The sequence below is a fragment of the Rhizobium sp. BK212 genome (assembly GCF_014197475.1).
In the GTDB taxonomy this organism is placed as follows: domain Bacteria; phylum Pseudomonadota; class Alphaproteobacteria; order Rhizobiales; family Rhizobiaceae; genus Rhizobium; species Rhizobium anhuiense.
In genome coordinates this window covers 181428-200424 of record NZ_JACIFS010000005.1, presented here as the reverse complement: position 1 = coordinate 200424, position 18997 = coordinate 181428, and the positions used below count along the sequence as shown (strand labels likewise).

Sequence of the window (18997 nt, the reverse complement as noted above, 5' to 3'; positions counted from 1 at the left end):
CCGCTCCTTTCTCGAAAATCCTTGTTGCAAATCAGTCGCAATTGCAGAATAGATAGGGGCAGGCTTATCAGCAGCAATTGCCAATGCGTCGCATTTGCATCAGCGGACTGATTGCGGTCGACGCTGCGCCAAGGCGAGATCGGGAAACGATGGATGACGCAAAGAGAGAGGAAAGTTCATGCTTAGTCGAATGAGACGCCGGGTCGTAACCGGGCTGGCGGCCATCGCCGCACTCGGCGTGATGGCTGGCAGTGCCGCCGCGCAGGAGAAGTTCAAAGCTGTGACCACCTTCACCGTTATTGCCGACATGGCCAAGAACGTGGCCGGTGATGCGGCGATCGTGGAATCGATCACCAAGCCGGGCGCCGAGATCCATGAGTATCAGCCGACGCCCGGCGATATCCAGCGGGCGCAGGGCGCGCAGATCCTCCTGTCGAACGGGCTCAACCTCGAGCTATGGTTCCAGAAATTCTATCGGAATCTCAAGGATGTTCCCGACGTCGTGGTCTCGACCGGCGTCGAGCCGATGGGCATCAGCGAAGGTCCCTATAGCGGCAAACCCAATCCGCATGCCTGGATGTCGCCGAAGAATGCGATCATCTATGTCGACAACATCCGCGACGCCTTCGTCAAATACGACCCGAAGAACGCCGAGATCTACAAGGCCAATGCCGAGGCCTACAAGAAGGAGATCGAGGCGACCATCGCGCCGATCCGCGAGAAGCTCGATACCATTCCCGAGGACAAGCGCTGGCTGGTGTCGAGCGAAGGCGCATTCTCTTATCTCGCCCGCGACTTCGGCTTGAAGGAGCTCTATCTGTGGCCGATCAATGCCGATCAGCAGGGCACGCCACAACAGGTCCGCAAAGTCGTCGATGCCGTCAGGGCCAATAAGATCCCTGCCGTGTTCAGCGAGAGCACGGTGTCGGACAAGCCGGCCCGCCAGGTCGCCCGCGAGACCGGCGCCCGGTATGGCGGTGTTCTCTATGTCGACTCCTTAAGCGACGCCGACGGTCCCACGCCGACCTATATCGATCTGTTGCGCGTGACCTCCGACACTGTCGTCAAGGGCCTAGCCGAAGGCCTGTCGCAATGAATGCGATCGTCTCCCCGGTTTCCCCCGCATCTTCGGATGTGGGGGCCGGCATTTCCGTGAGGGATGCCACGGTCACCTATCGCAACGGCCACACGGCGCTGCGCGACGCCAGCTTCCAGACACCCACTGGCACCATCACCGCGCTCGTCGGTGTCAACGGTTCCGGCAAGTCGACCCTGTTCAAGGCGATCATGGGCTTCGTGCGTCTGGCCAGGGGCGAGATTTCGGTGCTCGGCATGCCGGTCGAACAAGCGCTGCGGAAAAATCTCGTCGCCTATGTGCCGCAATCGGAAGAAGTCGACTGGAATTTTCCGGTGCTGGTCGAGGACGTCGTCATGATGGGGCGCTACGGCCACATGGGGATGATGCGAATACCGAAGGCGGCCGACCACGAAGCCGTGTCCAAGGCGCTCGCCCGCGTCAACATGAGCGAATACCGCAAGCGTCAGATCGGCGAGCTGTCCGGCGGCCAGAAGAAACGCGTCTTCCTCGCTCGGGCGCTGGCGCAGGACGGTCGCGTCATCCTGCTCGACGAGCCTTTCACCGGTGTCGATGTCAAGACCGAAGAGGCCATCGTCAAGTTGCTCCGCTCGCTGCGCGACGAAGGCCGGGTGATGCTGGTCTCGACGCACAATCTCGGCAGCGTGCCGGAATTCTGCGACCGCACGGTGCTGATCAAAGGCACCGTATTGTCCTACGGACCGACAGACGAGACCTTTACGCAGGAAAATCTCGAAAGAACCTTCGGCGGCGTGCTTCGCCATCTCGTGTTGAATGGCTCCGGCGGCAAGCCATATCCCGTCGGCATCCTCACTGACGACGAGCGGCCGCTGGTCCTGCGGGAGGGCAAGCTGCTCGCGCCGGCCCCGGCGAACAAAAGCGATGGACAAGCCTGATGGCCGGCATTCTCGAACCCTTCACCTATGACTACATGCTGAACGCCATGTGGGTATCGGCTCTTGTCGGCGGTGTCTGCGCCTTCCTCTCCTGTTACCTGATGCTCAAGGGCTGGTCGCTGATTGGCGACGCACTTTCCCATTCCATCGTGCCGGGTGTCGCCGGCGCCTACATGATCGGACTTCCCTTCTCGATCGGCGCTTTCTTCTCCGGCGGCCTGGCTGCCGCAGCGATGCTCTTCCTCAACCAGCGCACCAAGCTGAAGGAGGACGCCATCATCGGCCTGATCTTCTCCTCATTCTTCGGGCTTGGCCTGTTCATGGTATCGCTCAGGCCGACTGCCGTGAACATCCAGACGATCGTGCTCGGCAATATCCTCGCGATCACGCCCGAAGACACGCTCCAGCTTGCCATCATCGGTTTCGTTTCGCTCGCCATCCTGCTGGTGAAATGGAAGGACCTGATGGTCGTTTTCTTCGACGAGACCCATGCCCGTTCAATCGGACTTAACCCGACGCGGCTCAAGATCATGTTCTTCACGCTGCTGTCGGCATCGACGGTCGCGGCACTCCAGACCGTCGGCGCCTTTCTCGTCATCTGCATGGTGGTGACGCCGGGCGCGACGGCTTACCTGCTGACGGATCGCTTCCCGCGGCTGCTCGTCATCGCCGTGGCGATCGGGGCAGCGACCAGCTTCATCGGCGCCTATGTGAGCTATTTCCTCGACGGCGCGACCGGTGGCATCATCATCGTCCTCCAGACGCTGATCTTCCTTGCCGCCTTCTTCCTGGCGCCGAAGCACGGAATGCTGGCAAGCCGGCGCAGAGCCGCACAAGCTCTGGAGGTATCCCCATGAATGGTCTCACCGCCCTGCTGGCGCCGTTCCAGTTCGATTTCATGATCAACGCCCTGATCATCTCGGTGCTGATCGCCATCCCGACGGCGCTGCTCTCCTGCTTCCTTGTGCTCAAGGGCTGGGCGCTCATGGGAGACGCCATGAGCCATGCCGTATTCCCGGGCGTGGTCATTGCCTATATCGCGGGCTTTCCCTTCGCCATCGGCGCCTTTGCAGCCGGGATGGTCTGTGCGCTTGCCACCGGTTTCCTCAAGGATAACAGCCGCATCAAGCAGGACACGGTGATGGGCATCGTATTTTCGGGCATGTTCGGGTTCGGCCTGGTTCTCTATGTGAAGATCCAGTCCGAGGTGCATCTCGACCACATCCTCTTCGGGGACATGCTCGGCATCGGGTTTCCCGACATCGTGGAGACGGGAGCCGTTGCGATGCTGACGGCCACCATCATCGCCGTCAAGTGGCGTGACCTGCTGCTGCATGCGTTCGATCCGGCGCAGGCAAGAGCGGTCGGACTGAGGGTGAACCTCCTCCACTACGGCCTGCTCTGCCTGCTCTCGTTGACGATCGTGGCAGCCCTCCGGTCGGTCGGGATCATTCTCGCCATCTCGCTGCTGATCGCACCAGGCTCCATCGCTTATCTGCTGACGCGCCGCTTCAGTGCGATGCTCGCTCTGTCGGTCGCAATCGCGGTGATCACGGCCTTTTCCGGCGTCTATCTTTCCTTCTTCATCGATAGCGCACCCGCTCCGACCATCGTTCTTCTGTTCGCGATCGCCTTTGTTGGAGTCTTCCTCCACGCCACCCGCAAGACCGCGCGCATCGAAACGAGCGAGGCAACCTGAGGAGCCGGCGTTGCCCCGGCGCATGTGCTCTGCTCTCGAATTTTGCGATAAGTTGATTTATTCTGTCTTGTTTTCTGGCTACTCCCAAGGCTATACCCCGGCCGCATACACTCACGCACCGGGGATTTCTTCGTGACCAGCCTCAAATCAATTCTGGCCGCCTGCGGCCTTTCCGCCCTGATCGGTTTTGCCGCAAATCCATCTTTGGCCGGTTCGACGACCTACCCGTTGACGCTGGAAAACTGCGGTGCTGAGGTAACTTTCAAGAAGGCGCCCGAGCGGGCGATCGGCCTCGGCCAGAACAGCGCGGAAATCCTGCTGTTGCTCGGCCTCCAGGACAAGATGGTCGGCACCGCCTTCTGGCCGAGCAAGGTCCTGCCGCAGCTCGCCGAGGCCAATGCCAAGGTCAAGCTCCTGACTGTCGAAATGCCGACCTTCGAGTCGATCCTCGCCGAAAATCCCGACTTCGTGGCGGCGGCCTTGCCGAGCCTGGTCGGGCCGAACAGCAAGGTCGCCAAGCGCGACGATTTCGACAAGGTCGGTGTCGCCACCTATCTCTCGCCCAGCACCTGCCTCAGCACCAAGGACGTCAAGGACCAGTACGGCAGCCGCGGCGAGCTGTGGAACATGGATCTTCTCTACAAGGAGATCGACGAACTCTCTGAGATTTTTGACGTCGCCGACCGCGGCCAGGCGCTGATCGCCGACTTCAAGGCGCGTGAGGCCAAGCTTCGCTCCGGCGTTTCCAAGGACGGCGTGAACCTGTCCTATGTCTTCTGGTTCTCCAGTCCCAGCCCATCGGCCGATGCCTATGTCGGCGGCAAGAACAGCGCCTCCGGCTTCATCGCCGACCTGCTCGGCGGGCATAATGCGATATCAGCGGAAGCCGAATGGCCGACGATCGGTTGGGAAGGCATCATCGCCGCCAATCCTGACGTGATCGTCGTGGCCAGCCTCGACCGTAACCGTTGGGAACTCGACAAGCCGGAGGCCAAGATCAAGTTCCTGAACACCGACCCGGCCGTCAGCCAGACCCCAGCCGTCAAGAACAAGGCGATCGTCGTCATGGACGGCCAGGCGATGAACCCGACCATCCGCACGATCTACGGCGCCGAGCAGGTGGCCGAGCAGTTGAAGGCTCTCGGTCTGCTGAAGTGACGGAAGCGGGCAGTCTCTTCCGGCAGCTGGGAGCGGCCACCGCACTGCTGCTCGCCTCCCTCTGCCTCATCGCTGTCGCCGTCGGCGTCAGCGTCGGCATCGGCGACCTGCCGATCCCGCTGGCGACCACTTTTTCGGCCGTCACCAACCGGCTCGGATGGACCGCGGTCGAACTGAACCGCATCCACGAGACCGTCATCTGGGATTATCGCCTGAGCCGCGCGCTCGTCGCCGCCTTCTGCGGCGCGGGCCTTGCGCTGTCGGGCGCGATCATGCAGTCGCTGCTGCGCAATCCACTTGCCGAACCCTATGTGCTCGGTATCTCCGCCGGCGCCTCCACCGGCGCCGTCGCGATCGTCATCTTGGGCGTCGGCTCGGGCGCGGTATCGCTATCGGCCGGCGCCTTTGCAGGGGCCTTCGCGGCCTTCTTCTTCGTCGCGCTGTTGTCGAACGGCACGCGCGGCGGCGCGGACCGCACCATTCTCGCCGGTGTGGCCGCATCGCAGCTCTTCAACGCCTCGACCTCCTATATCGTCACCACCTCGGCCAATGCGCAGCAGGCCCGCGACGTCATGTTTTGGCTGCTCGGCAGTTTTGGCGGCGTGCGCTGGCCGGAATTCGCGCTGGTTTCGATCGTCGTCGGGTTCGGCCTCGCCGCCTGTCTGTTCTACGCCCGCGTGCTCGACGCCTTCGCTTTCGGCGACGAGGCGGCATCCTCGCTCGGCGTCAATGTCGGCCGCGCCCGCATGGTGCTCTTCGCGCTGACCGCGATGATGACGGCGACGATCGTCAGTATGGTTGGCTCCATCGGCTTCGTCGGCCTCGTGGTGCCGCATGTCGCCCGCTTTGTCGTCGGACCGCTCCATATCCGGCTGCTGCCGGCCTGCGCCATAACAGGAGCGATTTTCATGGTGCTCGCCGACATCGCCGCGCGCGCCCTCATTCCCAACCAGATCCTGCCGATCGGCGTCGTCACGGCCCTGGTCGGCGTTCCCTTCTTCTCCCTCATCCTCTACCGGTTCCAGCGCGCGACATGAGCATCAAGGCCGACAACCTCACCTGGAAAATTGGCAGGAAGACCATTCTGGACGGCGTCTCCCTGGAAGCGCAGCCCGGCCGGATGCTCGGTCTGCTCGGGCCGAACGGCTCGGGCAAGACCTCGCTGCTCAGGCTTCTCGCCGGCCTGAAGCGGCCGCATGCCGGCCGCGTCACGCTCGACCGCAGCGATATCGGCACGATCAGCCGTCGCTCGATCGCCCGGCGCATCGCCTTTGTCGAGCAGCATGCCACGACGAATGCCAATCTGAAGGTGGTCGACGTCGTCAAGCTCGGAAGGTTCCCGCACCGTTCGATGTTCTCGGGCTGGACCAAGGCCGACGAAGAGGCGGTCGAAAGTGCGCTTGCGCGCGCCGGCATGGCGGAGAAACGCGACGATCGCTGGCAGAATCTCTCGGGCGGCGAAAGGCAGCGCACCCATATCGCAAGGGCACTCGCTCAGTCGCCGCAGGAGCTGATCCTCGACGAGCCGACGAACCATCTCGACATCCAGCACCAGATCGGCCTGATGCGGCTCGTCTCCGGCCTGCCGATCACCAGCATTGTCGCTTTGCACGATCTCAACCATGCCGCCATGTTCTGCGACCAGCTGATCATCATGCAGCAGGGCAGGATCGTCGCCAACGGCGCACCGCAGGACGTATTGAGCGAGGCCCTTCTGCGCGACGTCTTCTCCGTCGAAGCCCGCATCGAAGCCTCACCCTATCACTCGCGCCCGCATATCCATTATCTCAGGTGAGAGCGGCTCAGGTCACGATCTGCAGCGGCAAAGCGGTCGTCTTTTTCAGTGTCTTGAGGACGATGCTTGACTTGACCGACGCCAGATTGTCGGTGACCCGGATCATTCTTTCGAGAAACTGGCTGAGATGTTCGAGGTCGCGCGTCATGACCTTCATCAGAAAGTCGGCGTCGCCGGTCTGCGAATAACACTCCAGGATCTCCGGCGCGGTCTCGATGAAGCGATGAAGCCGCTCGTTGCCGCCTTCCGTATGTGCTCTCAAGCTGACGAGCGTATGGGCAACGACAGTAAAACCCAGTTTCACGGGATTGAGGATGGCGACGACACTCTGGATATATTGCTCGTTGCGCAGCCTTTCCAAACGGCGAGCGCATTGGGTCGCAGAGAGATTGACCTTCTGAGACAGCTCGCTCTGCGTCACCTCGCTGTTTTGCTGGAGGGCGGCAAGCAATTTGATATCGAATGGATCAAGCATGGCCGCCCTCCTCGAACGGTGAATTTCTGCACATCATAGCCATATCGCGCCGATTGTCTGCATGATGGCGCGGTTTCAGGGAGATAATCGCAGAAATTCGTCGTGAAAGTTCAGCTAGTCTGCGAGCCAGAATTCAAGAAACGAGGTGGACTTGTGTTTGACGAACTGAACAGTCGGCCGGCCGACAGCCTGCTTGCACTCATCAAGGCCTTCCAGGCCGACGATCGCCCCGGAAAAATCGACCTTGGCGTCGGCGTCTATCGTGACGCCATGGGACGCACGCCGGTGATGCGTGCCGTCAAAGCGGCGGAACAGTTTCTCCTGGAGACCCAGGACAGTAAGAAATATCTCGGGCCGGAAGGCGACCTGCAATTCGTGCGCCTGCTGCAGCCCATCATCTTCGGAAAATCGCCGACGTTTACGCAACGCCTCGTCGGCATTCAGACACCCGGTGGAAGCGGCGCCTTGCGTCTCGGGGCCGAGCTTATCCAGGCGGCAAATCCATCGGCGAAGGTTCTGCTCGGGACGCCAAGCTGGCCAAATCATGCGCCGATCTTCAGCTCGGCGCGCTTGCCGGTAAAGGAGTACGCCTTCGTCGACTTGGCGTCGCAGCAGGTGATATTCGAAAGCGTGATCGACGCCTTGTCTTCCGCTCGGGAAGGCGACGTCGTTCTCCTTCACGGTTGCTGCCATAATCCGACCGGTATCGACTTCACCATGGAACAGTGGCTAGAGATTACCGAGCTCCTTGTCGCGCATCGGCTGGTGCCGTTCATCGATCTCGCCTATCAGGGGCTTGGCGACGGCCTCGAACAAGATGCCGCGCCGGCACGCATGGTCCTCGACGCAGTCGATGAGGCGCTGATCGCCTATTCCTGCGACAAGAATTTCGGTCTCTATCGCGAGCGTGTCGGCGCACTCTATGTCATGGCCCGTAATGGAGATGACCTGAGGAAAGCCGAAAGCAACATGGCGGCACTTGCCCGTGTGAACTGGTCCATGCCGCCCGACCATGGCGCCGCCATCGTCAGGACCATTCTCGAGAGCACCGAGATGACGGCCATGTGGCGCGCCGAGCTCGACGAGATGTGCCAGCGTGTCAACGGCAACCGGGCAGCGCTCGCCGCCGCCTCCCCTGATCTGGCCTTCATCGCCCGGCAGCGCGGTCTGTTCTCCAATCTCTCCATGTCGAAGGATACGGCCGTAGCGCTCAGAGCGAGCCACGGTATCTACATGGCGGATTCCGGGCGCATGAACCTTGCCGGCATGCAACCGGCCGACGCCGGCGCCATTGTCGCGGCGCTTCGAGCCGAAGGCTGCCTGAAATCATCGACGGTCGCCTAGCCGAACGCCCGCATTGGAGTCTTCAGATGAGCAGGAAAGAAACGACCGGTCAGGCGATGACCCGTTCCCTCGTCGCCCATGGGATCGACACGGTCTTCGGCATCCCCGGCGCCCACATGTATGATTTCAACGATGCCCTTTACGGCGCCGGCGATAAGGTTCGGTTCATTCACACCCGGCACGAGCAGGGCGCCGGCTATATGGCTTACGGCTATGCCAAGTCCACCGGCCGGATCGGCGCCTATACCGTCGTGCCTGGGCCGGGCGTCCTCAATTCCGGCGCAGCTCTCTGCACCGCTTATGGCGCCAACGCGCCAGTGCTTTGCATTACCGGCAACATCATGTCCCATTTGATCGGCCAAGGCAGAGGGCAGTTGCACGAATTGCCGGATCAGCTCGCCACGATGCGCGGAATCACCAAGACGGCGGAACGCATCAATCACCAGTCCGAAACCGGTCCTGTCATGGCCGGGGTCGTCAGTAAAATGCTCTCGGGCCGCCAAGGTCCGGGAGCGGTCGAAGCGCCATGGGACGTGTTTGGACAATCGGGCCCTGAAATCGACCTTCCCGTCGGTTCGAGAGCGCTTTCTCCGGTCGTGAACCCCGATGCGATCGCCGCCGCAGCGGCACTGATTTCAGGTGCCAAGAACCCGATGATCATGGTCGGCGGCGGTGCGGCAGATGCCGGCGCCGAGATCGCAGCACTTGCAGAACTGCTGCAGGCCCCCGTCACCGCCCATCGCTCCGGCAAGGGCATCGTCGCCGACGACCATCCGAACTATCTGAATTTCGTCGCCGCCTACGAATACTGGAAGAAGGTGGACGTCCTGATCGGCATCGGCAGCCGGCTCGAATTGCAGTTCATGCGATGGAAGTGGCTGCCCAAAGGTCTCAAGGTCATCCGCATCGATATCGATCCGACCGAAATGGTCCGCCTCAAGCCCGATGTCGGCATCGTCTCGGATGCCAAGGCGGGAGCACAGGCTCTGCTCGATGCCGTGGCAGGTTCCAGCCGCGAGGATCGCACACGCGAATTTGCCGAACTCAACGCAGAGGCCAGGTCTCGCTTCTCGGCAGTGCAGCCGCAGCTCGCCTATCTCGATGCCATCCGCGAAGCTCTGCCAAGGGACGGCTTCTTCGTCGAGGAAATCTGCCAGATGGGCTTTACCGCCCGATTTGCATTCCCGGTCTATGGCCCTCGCCAATACGTCACATGCGGTTATCAGGACAATCTGGGTTTCGGCTTCAACACGGCCTTGGGCGTCAAGGTCGCTCATCCCGACAAAGCCGTTATTTCCATTTCCGGCGATGGCGGCTTCCTGTTCGGCGTTCAGGAACTTGCCACAGCCGTCCAGCACAAGATCAATGTCATCGCTGTCGTCTTCAACAATTCTGCCTTTGGCAACGTGCTGCGCGACCAGAAGCAGGCGTATAAGGGCCGCTATCTTGGCTCAGACCTCACCAATCCGGATTTCGTCGCCCTTGGCGAGAGCTTCGGCATTCGCGCGTTCAGGGTGACGAGCCCCGGCGCATTGAAAGACGCGATCGAGAAAGCCCTATCACTCGACGAACCCGTTCTCATCGAGGTTCCGGTCGAGAAGGGATCCGAGGCGAGCCCCTGGCCTTTCATTCATGCGGCTCCGCATGCCGAATGATGCCAGACGACCGCGAAGCCGCAAGGGACTGAGACCTCGTCAAGGCGACGGCCCTTGCAGAAAGATCGTCGACAGCGGCGGCAGCGTCAGCGACAGGGAGGCGGCCCTGCCGTGGGCCGCCACGGGTTCAGTCGACACCGCGCCATTGACCAGACCCGAGCCGCCATATTCCCGTGCGTCGGTCGTTATCCGTTCGATCCACACACCGTCGCTCGGCACACCGATCCTGTAACCGTAACGCGGCACCGGCGTGAAATTCGACACGACCAGGAACGACGAAGCGCGGGCGGGCGCGTAACGGAGCATCCCGAGAACGGAATTGACGGCGTCGTCGGCTGCCGCCCATTCGAAGCCCTCCGGGTGAAAGTCGCCGAACTGCAATGCCGGCTCTTGCCCGTAAAGGCTGTTCAGATCCCGCACCAGCCGCTGGATCCCGACATGCTGGGGCCGGTCCAACACATCCCAGGTCACCGAACCGTCATGGTTCCACTCGCCCGGCTGGGCGATTTCGCTGCCCATGAACAGAAGCTTTTTGCCGGGATGGCCCCACATGAAGGCAAGATAGCTGCGCAGATTGGCGAATTTCTGCCATTCGTTGCCCGGCATCTTGGTCAGCAGCGAGCCCTTTCCGTAGACGACCTCGTCATGGGAAATCGGCAGCATGAAGCGCTCGGAATAGGCATAGATCATCCCGAAAGTCATCGTACCGTGGTGATAGCTCCGGTAGACCGGATCTTTCTCGATGTAGCTCAGGCTGTCATGCATCCAGCCCATGTTCCATTTAATGTCGAATCCGAGTCCTCCCTGCTCCGGCGGTTTCGTCACTCCGGGCCAGGCCGTCGATTCCTCGGCGATCATCATCGCGTGCGGGCAGCGCTCGTGGATGATGCTATTCAGGTGCTTGAAGAATTCGACCGCTTCCAGGTTTTCGCGACCGCCATATTGGTTGGGAATCCACTCACCCTCGTTGCGGCTGTAGTCGCGGTAAAGCATCGAGGCAACGGCATCCACCCGCAAACCGTCGATGTGGTAACGCTCGAGCCATTCGAGCGCGCTGGCGATCAGGAACCCTTTCACCTCGTTGCGGCCGAGATTGTAGATCAGCGTGTTCCAGTCGCGGTGAAAGCCTTCGCGCGGATCTTCGTGCTCGTAGAGCGCGCTGCCGTCGAAGCGAGCAAGCCCCCAGACGTCTGTGGGAAAATGGGCCGGCACCCAGTCGAGGATGACGCCGAGCCCGGCGCCATGGCACCGGTCGACGAAATAGGCGAGATCCTCAGGCGTTCCGTATCGGCCGGTGGGCGCAAACAGGCCGAGCGGCTGATAACCCCAGGAGCCGCCGAAGGGATGCTCCATGATCGGGAGGAGCTCGATATGGGTAAAACCCATGTCGCGGGCATAGGGAACGAGCCGCTGGCTGAGCTCGACCCAGTCGAGTGACCTGTTGCCATCCTTTTGATCGCGAAGCCAGGAGCCGGCGTGCACCTCGTAGACGGAGAATGCGCCCTCCAGTCTGTCTTGCAGGGATCGGCCCTTCATCCAGCCGTCATCGCCCCATCGAAACGGCGTCGACGATGCGACGATGGATGCGGTCGACGGGGCGGCCTCGCTCGCCCTTGCCACCGGATCGGCCTTCTGCGGCAGGCAGGTCCCCTGCGCGTCGACGATCTCGAACTTGTATCTTTCGCCGGGGGCGAGGCGCGGAACGAACAGTTCCCAGACGCCCGCCGACGGTCTCAGCCGCATCGGGTTTCGCCGCCCGTCCCAGGCATTGAAGTCGCCGACGACCGAGACACGGCGCGCATTCGGAGCCCACACGGCAAAGCGGACCCCTGATATGCCGTCGATCGACATCGCCATAGCGCCGAGCGTCCGGCTCAGGCTGTAGTGGGTGCCTTCCGATATCAAATGGAGGTCGAGTTCTCCCAGCAGCAGGCCGAAACTGTATGGATCCTCGGTGATCTGGACGGCATCCGGCCAGGTGATCCGCAGCCGATATCCCGTCCTCGACGCGGCCACTGCCGCAAACAGGCCGGACGGATGGGCGATGCTGAAAGGCGTCACCACCCGACCGCTCGCCGCCTCGATGAGATCGACCGCTTCGGCGCCGGGCAGGTAGACCCGCACGATCGTCATGCCACCGCTTTCGTGGGGACCGAGGATCGAAAACGGATCGCCATGACGTCCCTCGATCAGGGCCCATAACGCATCCTGTCCGATGCCTGAGAGAAGTTCCGAACGTTCGACATTCATGCCTTCACCCCCGCCAGACGGGATACGATTTCGGTAAAGCCGGATAATGGGATCGGAAGCCATTTCGGCCTGTTGCGGGCTTCATAGGCGATCTCGTAGGCGGCCTTTTCGAGAAGAAAGGCATCGAGAACCCTCCGTCTTTGATTGGCTGGCATATCAAGCTCCTTCGATACGGAGACCGCCTGCGAATAGGCATCGAGAAAAGCCTCCTCGGCATGGCGCCCGAAGCGGGCGATCGCCTCGCGCCGGACTTCGTTCTCGTGTTCGATGACTGCGTCGTTATCGAGTTGGGCGGTGGCCACGAGATAGCTCAGCGATCTCAAAAGCCCGGCGACATCGCGCAGCGGGTTGGTCTTGGCGCGGCGCTCGGTCAGGTTTTTCGCGGGTTCCCCCTCGAAGTCGATGATGACGGCGTCGCCCTCGCTGACGAGGATCTGGCCAAGATGGAAATCGCCATGCGTGCGCGTCATCAGCGTATGCCGGGCGCTCGCCGCCAGCGTCGCGGCGAGCTCGGCGAGTTCGGAACGGCGCTTGAGAAGCGGTGCTGCGAGCAGGTCGATCGCCGGATCGGCATTCTCCTCGCGTTCAGCAAGTTTCGACAGGGCATAGGCAACCTCGCCGGCAACGGCGTTCTTCATCGCCTCGAGCTCGCTGTCGCCTGCGACCACCGGACTGAAGGCTTCGTCATCGGTCTCCCCGGCGAGTACAACATGCAGTTCGCCGAGCCGGAGGCCGACCATCGCGACGAAACTGATCAGCGACCGGAAGACGTCGTCGCCGGGCTGGACGGCCGGGTCGTTCAGCACGAGTTCGTCTGCCCCACGGCGCAGATTGTTCAACATCCAGTTCCAGGCGTCGCCTTGATTGCGGATCGCGCCCTGGACGATGATCAAGGTCGAACGGCGTCCGCTGGAATCGGTGTGCGCGACCTCGCCGAGCAGGGGCGCCGTGTGGTCATAGCCGGCGCGGGTGAGATAGCGCGTCATCTCGACCTCCGGATGGATACCCGGAAAGATGTGCCTGATCAGCTTGATCATCGCGAGGTCGCCGACGATCAGCGAACTGTTGGACTGCTCGGCCGAAAGCCAATGGACCGCAAGGTCGTCAGTGACTTCAAGGCGATCGAGCCGCTCCGTGCCGAGAAATTCGAGGGTGCCGGTGCGGCCGGTGATGCGCGAGCGGTCGCGAAGTCCGCGCAGGATGCCGCGCGCCATCGCCTCCACGGCAAATCCATCCGTCAGGAAGCCGACGCGCCTGCCCTGGCGAATCCGTCCGAGCGCCAGTTGCTGGGTCAGCGCGGAGGGTTGCGCATCGTCCCAGGCGACCGCCAGCGGCAGTTGATAGGATTCGCTATGGTTCGGCAGCACGGCTTCCAATTCACCGAGGACGATACCGTCGGCGAACGGGATCGGGGTTGCGGAGATCAGACGTGCTGCCTGAAGCGCCTGGTCCTTCGCCCCGAACCACCGCCGTTTCGCGAGATAGGCAGGCAGGATTTCAGTGCTGAGGGCGCGCGCAAGCTTGGGTTCATCGACAAGATCGAGCAGGCCGCGGCGGATGACCATCGTCACCAGATCTGGAAGCTGCTCCGGCGGCGCGGTGCGCCATGCCGGCGGGTCGGCATCGGCCTCCAATTGGAACCAGAAGAAGCCGTAGGGCGGCAGTGTCAGCAGATAGGTCAGTTGACCGATCGGCGGGAAGGGTGACATGCCGGTCAATTCGATGGGCACGCGGCCCTCGAAGCTCGACAGGTCGAGTTCGACGGCCTGGGGCAGCCGCGAGAGGTTTGCGACGCAAAGCAGGGTCTCGTCTTCATATTCCCGGAGATAGGCAAGGATCTTGCGGTTCTCCGGTGAGAGGAACCGCAGCGAACCACGTCCGAAAGCCGGATGCCTGCCGCGCAGCGCCAGCATTTTACGCGTCCAGTTCAGCAGCGAATGCGCGTCCGTGCTCTGCGCCTCGACGTTGACGGCCTCGAAACCGTAGAGCGGATCGGCGACCGGCGGCAGGACGAGACGCGCCGGGTCTACCCTGGAGAAGCCGCCATTGCGGTCCGGAGACCATTGCATCGGCGTCCTCACCCCATCCCGGTCGCCGAGATAGATATTGTCCCCCATGCCGATCTCGTCGCCATAATAGATCACCGGCGTTCCCGGCATCGACAGAAGCAACGCGTTCATCAGTTCGATCCGCCGGCGGTCGCGTTCCATCAGCGGCGCTAGGCGCCGCCTTATGCCGAGATTGATGCGGGCGCGCTTGTCGGATGCATAGGTCTCCCAAAGATAGTCCCGCTCGGCGTCGGTCACCATTTCGAGCGTCAACTCGTCGTGGTTGCGAAGGAAGATCGCCCATTGGCAGTTGTCGGGAATCTCCGGCGTCTGACGCAGGATGTCGGTGATCGGGAACCGGTCCTCCTTGGCGATCGCCATATACATCCGTGGCATCAGCGGGAAGTGGAAGGCCATGTGGCATTCGTCGCCGTCCCCGAAATATTCGCGCGTGTCCTCCGGCCACTGATTGGCCTCGGCAAGCAGCATCACGCCGGGATGGGTGGCGTCGAGAGCGGCGCGAATGCGTCTGAGGATTGCATGGGTTTCCGGCAAGTTTTCGTTGATCGTTCCCTCGCGCTCGACGAGGTAGGGGATCGCGTCGAGACGAAATCCGTCTATGCCGGTTTCCAGCCAGAAGCGCATCACCCTCAGCAATTCCTCCATGACGAGGGGGCTGTCGAAATTCAGGTCGGGTTGATGGGAATAGAAGCGGTGCCAGTAATAGGCGCCGGCAACGGCGTCCCATGTCCAGTTGGATTTTTCCGTGTCGATGAAAATAATCCGCGTTTCCGGAAATTTCTGATCGGTATCCGACCAAACGTAGAAGTCGCGCTCCGGTGATCCCGCTGGCGCCTGGCGGGCGCGCTGGAACCAAGGATGCTGATCGGAGGTGTGGTTGATGACGAGCTCGATGATGACGCGGATATTGCGCTGGTGAGCAGCATCGACGAAGGCGCGGAAATCCTCCACCGTCCCGTAATCGGAGCTGACATTGCCATAATCGGCAATGTCATAGCCGTCGTCGCGGCGCGGAGAGGGAAAGAACGGCAGCAGCCAGATGGCGTTGACGCCGAGGGCCGCGATGTGATCGAGCTTCTGGTGCAGGCCGGCAAAATCGCCGACCCCGTCGCCATTGGCGTCGTAGAACGACTTGATGTGCAGCTGGTAGATGATCGCATCCTTGTACCACAGCGGCTGGTGCGAGCCATCGGCATTCATCGCGTCCATTCATGCCTCCCTTGAGCGAATACGCCAGATCGCATAGGGCAGGACCTCGGGGTTGAACCCGAGGCTCTGCCATTTGCCGGTCCACTTGAAACGATGCCCGACGATCAGATCTTCGGCATCCAGCGTGCCGCCGTCTCCGAGCGACCAGTGCCAGAGCGGCAGTTCGACGTCGCTTTGCTGGAAATTGTAGGGGTCGAGGCTGATGGCGATCAGCAGGACATTGTCGCGGGCACGGCTTGCCTTCTCGAAAAACAGGATATTGTCATTTCGCGCATTCAGCAGCGTCAGCCCGAGATGCGAATGCAGCGCGGTGTTTTCGGTCCGGATGCGGTTGAGCGTCCTGATTTCGGCAATGATATTGCCCGGCCGGTCATAGTCCCAGGCACGGATCTCGTACTTCTCGCTGTCGGCATATTCCTTGCGTTTAGCGTCAGGACGCCCCTCGCAAAGTTCGAAACCGTTATAGACGCCCCACAAACCCGACAGGGTGGCGGCAAGGGCTGCGCGGATCAGGAAGGCCGGACGTGGCGCATTCTGCAGGAAATCCGGATTGATATCATGGGTGTTGACGAAGAAATGCGGGCGGAAGAACTCCTTCGCCGGCGTCTCGGTCAGCTCTCGCATATATTGCTCGAGCTCCCATTTGGCATTGCGCCAGGTGAAGTAGGTGTAGGACTGGGAGAAGCCGATCTTTGCCAGCCGGTACATGACCTTCGGCTTGGTGAAGGCCTCCGACAGGAAGACGACATCGGGGTGACGCGCCCTGATATCGCCGATCAGCCATTCCCAGAACGGAAAGGGTTTGGTGTGCGGATTGTCGACGCGAAACAGCTTGACGCCCTGATCCACCCAAAGCTGGACGACATCCCTGAGCTCCACCCATAACGAAGGCAGCGCGTCTTTCGTGTAGAAATCGACGTTGACGATATCCTCGTATTTCTTCGGCGGGTTTTCGGCATATTTGATCGTGCCGTCGGGACGCCAGTCGAACCAGCCGGGGTGCTCCTTCAGCCAGGGGTGATCCGGCGACGCCTGGATCGCGAGGTCGAGAGCGATCTCCAGACCATGCCGGCTTGCCGCCTCGACCAGCCGGCGGAAATCCTCGAACTCGCCGAGCTCGGGATGGATGGCATCGTGGCCGCCGTCCTCCGAGCCGATGGCATAGGGGCTTCCGGGATCGCCCGGCGCGGCTTTCAAACTGTTGTTACGGCCTTTCCGGTTGGTCGAACCGATCGGATGAATCGGCGGGAAATAGAGCACGTCGAAGCCCATATCGCGGATGGCGGGCAATCTGGGGATGACGTCGTCGAAAGTGCCGTGCCGGTCCGGATCGCCGCTCTGCGAGCGCGGGAAGATCTGATACCAGCTGGCAAAGGCGGCCGCCTTCCGTTCGGCATCGACGGTGCTTGCCTCTGAGCGAAGCCGAAACGGCCGGCTGTCCGCCCTGTCCATCAATCCGGATGTCCCGGCATCGAGCAGGATCGCCGTGCGCTCGACATCGGACGCCCTTTCGAGACTGTCGGCGAGGGCCTGCAATTCGGTGCGGAGCGCAGCACCCGCATGCGTCTCAGCCGAGCGGACGAGGTTCAGGCCCTCCTGCAGTTCGAGCTTCAGGTCCAGCCTGGCATCGTTCTTCTTCGTCAGTTCGTAACGAAAGATCGCAAACGGGTTTTTCCATGCCTCGATGGCAAATTCGTAGCGTCCGGTGCGCTCCAGCAGGAATTCGGCGCGCCAGCGGTCGTTTTCGACCAGTTGCATCTCCGTCTCGTTCCAGTCCGCAGCATCGACCGGCCGCCAGAGCAGGACTGCGACGAGCGGGTCGTGGCCGTCGGCAATTATATCCGCCTCGACGGCCACGATGTCGCCGACCACCCGCTTGACGGGAAAGCGCCCGTCGTCGACCCTCGGCATGATGTTTTCGATGGCGAGCCGCGCCGACGCGACCGCCTGCTCGATCTCGAGGATCGGCTGGGATGTGATCGGCGACGGCGCCTTACATTCAACCACCCGGGCCTCCCCTGCCCGCAGCCGCAGCGGCGCGCCGTCGGTCGCGACGGGAAGAAAACCGGAAGCCGCTTCGCGAAGGGCCGTCACCGGCGCGGGTGCGCTCTTCCGAAGATCCCTATTGAGCAGGATGAAGCGTACATTCTCGGCGCTGCGCAGGTCTTCCGCCTCGGACTGCAGAAGTGCCGAGACCGGGCCATTGGCGTTGCGGATCAGCCGCAGCGATGCGGCACGCGCATGAGGGTTCTTGCCGATCTCATCGTTTGCAAGGCGAATTTCGGAGGAAAGATCAAAAGTGAGGTCATGGCGCATCCCTCGCAAGCCGGCTCCATTCCCATGGGTCGGATCGAGTGGCGTGGTTGCACCATATTCGAAGCCCATCGGAACCATCAGGCCGCCGCCGAGCGAGGCAGCAAGACGCAGCGCCCTGACCGCGCGCCGTTCGAGGACTTCGCGGCTCTCGGTTCCGTGCGCGATCCGCCGGGCGAATGGCGGCTCCGGAAAAGCGATCTGCCAGCCGAGCGGTGCCTGGACGCGGTATTCTTCGATGAACCATCTCTCGTCGAGATCCCACCAGGCCATCGATGAAAAACATCCATCGAAGCCTGTATCCCTGACCGCGTGCCTCACGCCAAAATCAGTACCGGGCGTCCAGGCGAGAAATTGCGCGTCCGCCTTCTCCTGGATTGCCGAAATCAGCGATCTGAAAATCGCCGGCGCGACGCGATCAATCCCGAGCGTCCGGTAACCGGCGAGGCCGAGCTCGGTCAGCAACCGCAGCCGTTCAGTCCATTCCGCCAACAGCTGCGATTGGCGCTCTGCGCCCATCGCGGATATCGGGTTCTCGGGGTCTAATGGCGAGCGCCTGGGGTCGACGGGATGAAAGTCCGCTTGGGAAGCCCGGACTTTGCCGTCGAGCATCAAGTCCATCATCAAGGCGACACCGCTCTTGCGGGCAGCCTCCGCCAGAAGCCCCACTCCATCCTCGACCTCGCGTCCGAGCGACAGTTGAGGATCGAGGCAATCCAGATCTTGGGAGGCGAAGACGCTGCGCTCCCCGCCCCGGTCGAAGAGAGGTGCGGTCAGCACACGGTCGAAGCCCATCTCCGCCGCATGGTCGAAAACCTCGCGCCACGCATCGACACCCTGAAGAAGGAGTGGATTGACATAATAAATCCGGGGTGGGGTGCTCAACACACCCTGGTTCGCAGAGAATAACATCGTCCGCCGCCTCGAGTTGGTTTAGAGGCAAACTTTTTTTGGCGGCGGTTGTTCCACTAAAACTGGCAATTCGCGATGCGCCAGATACCGTCGGCCGCGTTGGCGCGGGATCGATGGGGCGCGTTC

Annotated in this window: 13 protein-coding genes; 9 read left to right on the top strand and 4 right to left on the bottom strand. The window is 61.9% G+C overall.

All coding sequences use genetic code 11. From position 1 onward, the window contains the following. Positions 1-178 precede the first annotated feature (178 nt). From FHT79_RS18345 to FHT79_RS18315, 7 genes are all read left to right on the top strand, one after another. Positions 179-1096, top strand: coding sequence for a metal ABC transporter substrate-binding protein (locus tag FHT79_RS18345; protein ID WP_097543748.1), 918 nt, complete (start codon positions 179-181; stop codon positions 1094-1096). Further along, positions 1093-1992, top strand: a complete 900-nt coding sequence (locus tag FHT79_RS18340) for a manganese/iron ABC transporter ATP-binding protein (protein ID WP_048338450.1) — start codon at positions 1093-1095, stop codon at positions 1990-1992. The genes FHT79_RS18345 and FHT79_RS18340 overlap by 4 nt, the downstream gene beginning before the upstream one ends. Then, positions 1989-2849: an iron/manganese ABC transporter permease subunit SitC gene (sitC, locus tag FHT79_RS18335; RefSeq protein WP_047618903.1), complete on the top strand. Its 861-nt coding sequence runs from the start codon at positions 1989-1991 to the stop codon at positions 2847-2849. Before FHT79_RS18340 ends, sitC begins: the two co-directional genes overlap by 4 nt. Continuing rightward, positions 2846-3691: a metal ABC transporter permease gene (locus tag FHT79_RS18330; protein WP_183903873.1), complete on the top strand. Its 846-nt coding sequence runs from the start codon at positions 2846-2848 to the stop codon at positions 3689-3691. Before sitC ends, FHT79_RS18330 begins: the two co-directional genes overlap by 4 nt. A 132-nt stretch (positions 3692-3823) precedes the next feature. Further along, positions 3824-4849, top strand: coding sequence for an ABC transporter substrate-binding protein (locus FHT79_RS18325; protein ID WP_183903872.1), 1026 nt, complete (start codon positions 3824-3826; stop codon positions 4847-4849). Further along, on the top strand, positions 4846-5886 hold the full coding sequence (locus tag FHT79_RS18320; RefSeq protein ID WP_048338447.1) for an iron chelate uptake ABC transporter family permease subunit: 1041 nt from the start codon (positions 4846-4848) through the stop codon (positions 5884-5886). Before FHT79_RS18325 ends, FHT79_RS18320 begins: the two co-directional genes overlap by 4 nt. Further along, positions 5883-6644, top strand: coding sequence for an ABC transporter ATP-binding protein (locus FHT79_RS18315; protein WP_183903871.1), 762 nt, complete (start codon positions 5883-5885; stop codon positions 6642-6644). Before FHT79_RS18320 ends, FHT79_RS18315 begins: the two co-directional genes overlap by 4 nt. A gap of 7 nt (positions 6645-6651) precedes the next feature. Here FHT79_RS18315 and FHT79_RS18310 read toward each other — a convergent pair whose 3' ends face one another. After that, positions 6652-7119: an Lrp/AsnC family transcriptional regulator gene (locus tag FHT79_RS18310; protein WP_048338445.1), complete on the bottom strand. Its 468-nt coding sequence runs from the start codon at positions 7117-7119 to the stop codon at positions 6652-6654. 153 nt (positions 7120-7272) lie between these two features. On the opposite strand from FHT79_RS18310, the gene FHT79_RS18305 reads away from it, so the two are divergent. After that, positions 7273-8463 (top strand): amino acid aminotransferase, encoded by a 1191-nt coding sequence (locus tag FHT79_RS18305; protein WP_183903870.1) that lies wholly within the window; start codon positions 7273-7275, stop codon positions 8461-8463. Between the two features lie 26 nt (positions 8464-8489). Continuing rightward, on the top strand, positions 8490-10118 hold the full coding sequence (locus FHT79_RS18300; protein WP_047618886.1) for a thiamine pyrophosphate-dependent enzyme: 1629 nt from the start codon (positions 8490-8492) through the stop codon (positions 10116-10118). Positions 10119-10157: 39 nt separating this feature from the next. Here the strand turns inward: FHT79_RS18300 and glgB are convergent, their stop codons facing one another. The 3 genes from glgB to FHT79_RS18285 are packed head-to-tail and all read right to left on the bottom strand — an operon-like array spanning position 10158 to position 18871. Further along, complete coding sequence (gene glgB, locus FHT79_RS18295) at positions 10158-12368, bottom strand: 1,4-alpha-glucan branching protein GlgB (RefSeq protein ID WP_183903869.1); 2211 nt, start codon at positions 12366-12368, stop codon at positions 10158-10160. Beyond that, on the bottom strand, positions 12365-15646 hold the full coding sequence (gene treS / locus FHT79_RS18290) for a maltose alpha-D-glucosyltransferase (protein WP_183903868.1): 3282 nt from the start codon (positions 15644-15646) through the stop codon (positions 12365-12367). Before treS ends, glgB begins: the two co-directional genes overlap by 4 nt. Further along, positions 15647-18871 (bottom strand): alpha-1,4-glucan--maltose-1-phosphate maltosyltransferase, encoded by a 3225-nt coding sequence (locus tag FHT79_RS18285; protein ID WP_183903867.1) that lies wholly within the window; start codon positions 18869-18871, stop codon positions 15647-15649. Positions 18872-18997 lie beyond the last annotated feature (126 nt).

Excerpts from the sequence above, each read along its gene's own strand:
- FHT79_RS18345 (WP_097543748.1), top strand. The coding sequence starts at position 179 with ATGCTTAGTCGAATGAGACGCCGGGTCGTAACCGGGCTGGCGGCCATC.
- FHT79_RS18340 (WP_048338450.1), top strand. The coding sequence starts at position 1,093 with ATGAATGCGATCGTCTCCCCGGTTTCCCCCGCATCTTCGGATGTGGGG.
- FHT79_RS18310 (WP_048338445.1), bottom strand. The coding sequence starts at position 7,119 with ATGCTTGATCCATTCGATATCAAATTGCTTGCCGCCCTCCAGCAAAAC.
- FHT79_RS18315 (WP_183903871.1), top strand. The coding sequence starts at position 5,883 with ATGAGCATCAAGGCCGACAACCTCACCTGGAAAATTGGCAGGAAGACC.
- FHT79_RS18300 (WP_047618886.1), top strand. The coding sequence starts at position 8,490 with ATGAGCAGGAAAGAAACGACCGGTCAGGCGATGACCCGTTCCCTCGTC.
- FHT79_RS18330 (WP_183903873.1), top strand. The coding sequence starts at position 2,846 with ATGAATGGTCTCACCGCCCTGCTGGCGCCGTTCCAGTTCGATTTCATG.
- FHT79_RS18285 (WP_183903867.1), bottom strand. The coding sequence starts at position 18,871 with ATGTTATTCTCTGCGAACCAGGGTGTGTTGAGCACCCCACCCCGGATT.
- treS (WP_183903868.1), bottom strand. The coding sequence starts at position 15,646 with ATGGACGCGATGAATGCCGATGGCTCGCACCAGCCGCTGTGGTACAAG.
- glgB (WP_183903869.1), bottom strand. The coding sequence starts at position 12,368 with ATGAATGTCGAACGTTCGGAACTTCTCTCAGGCATCGGACAGGATGCG.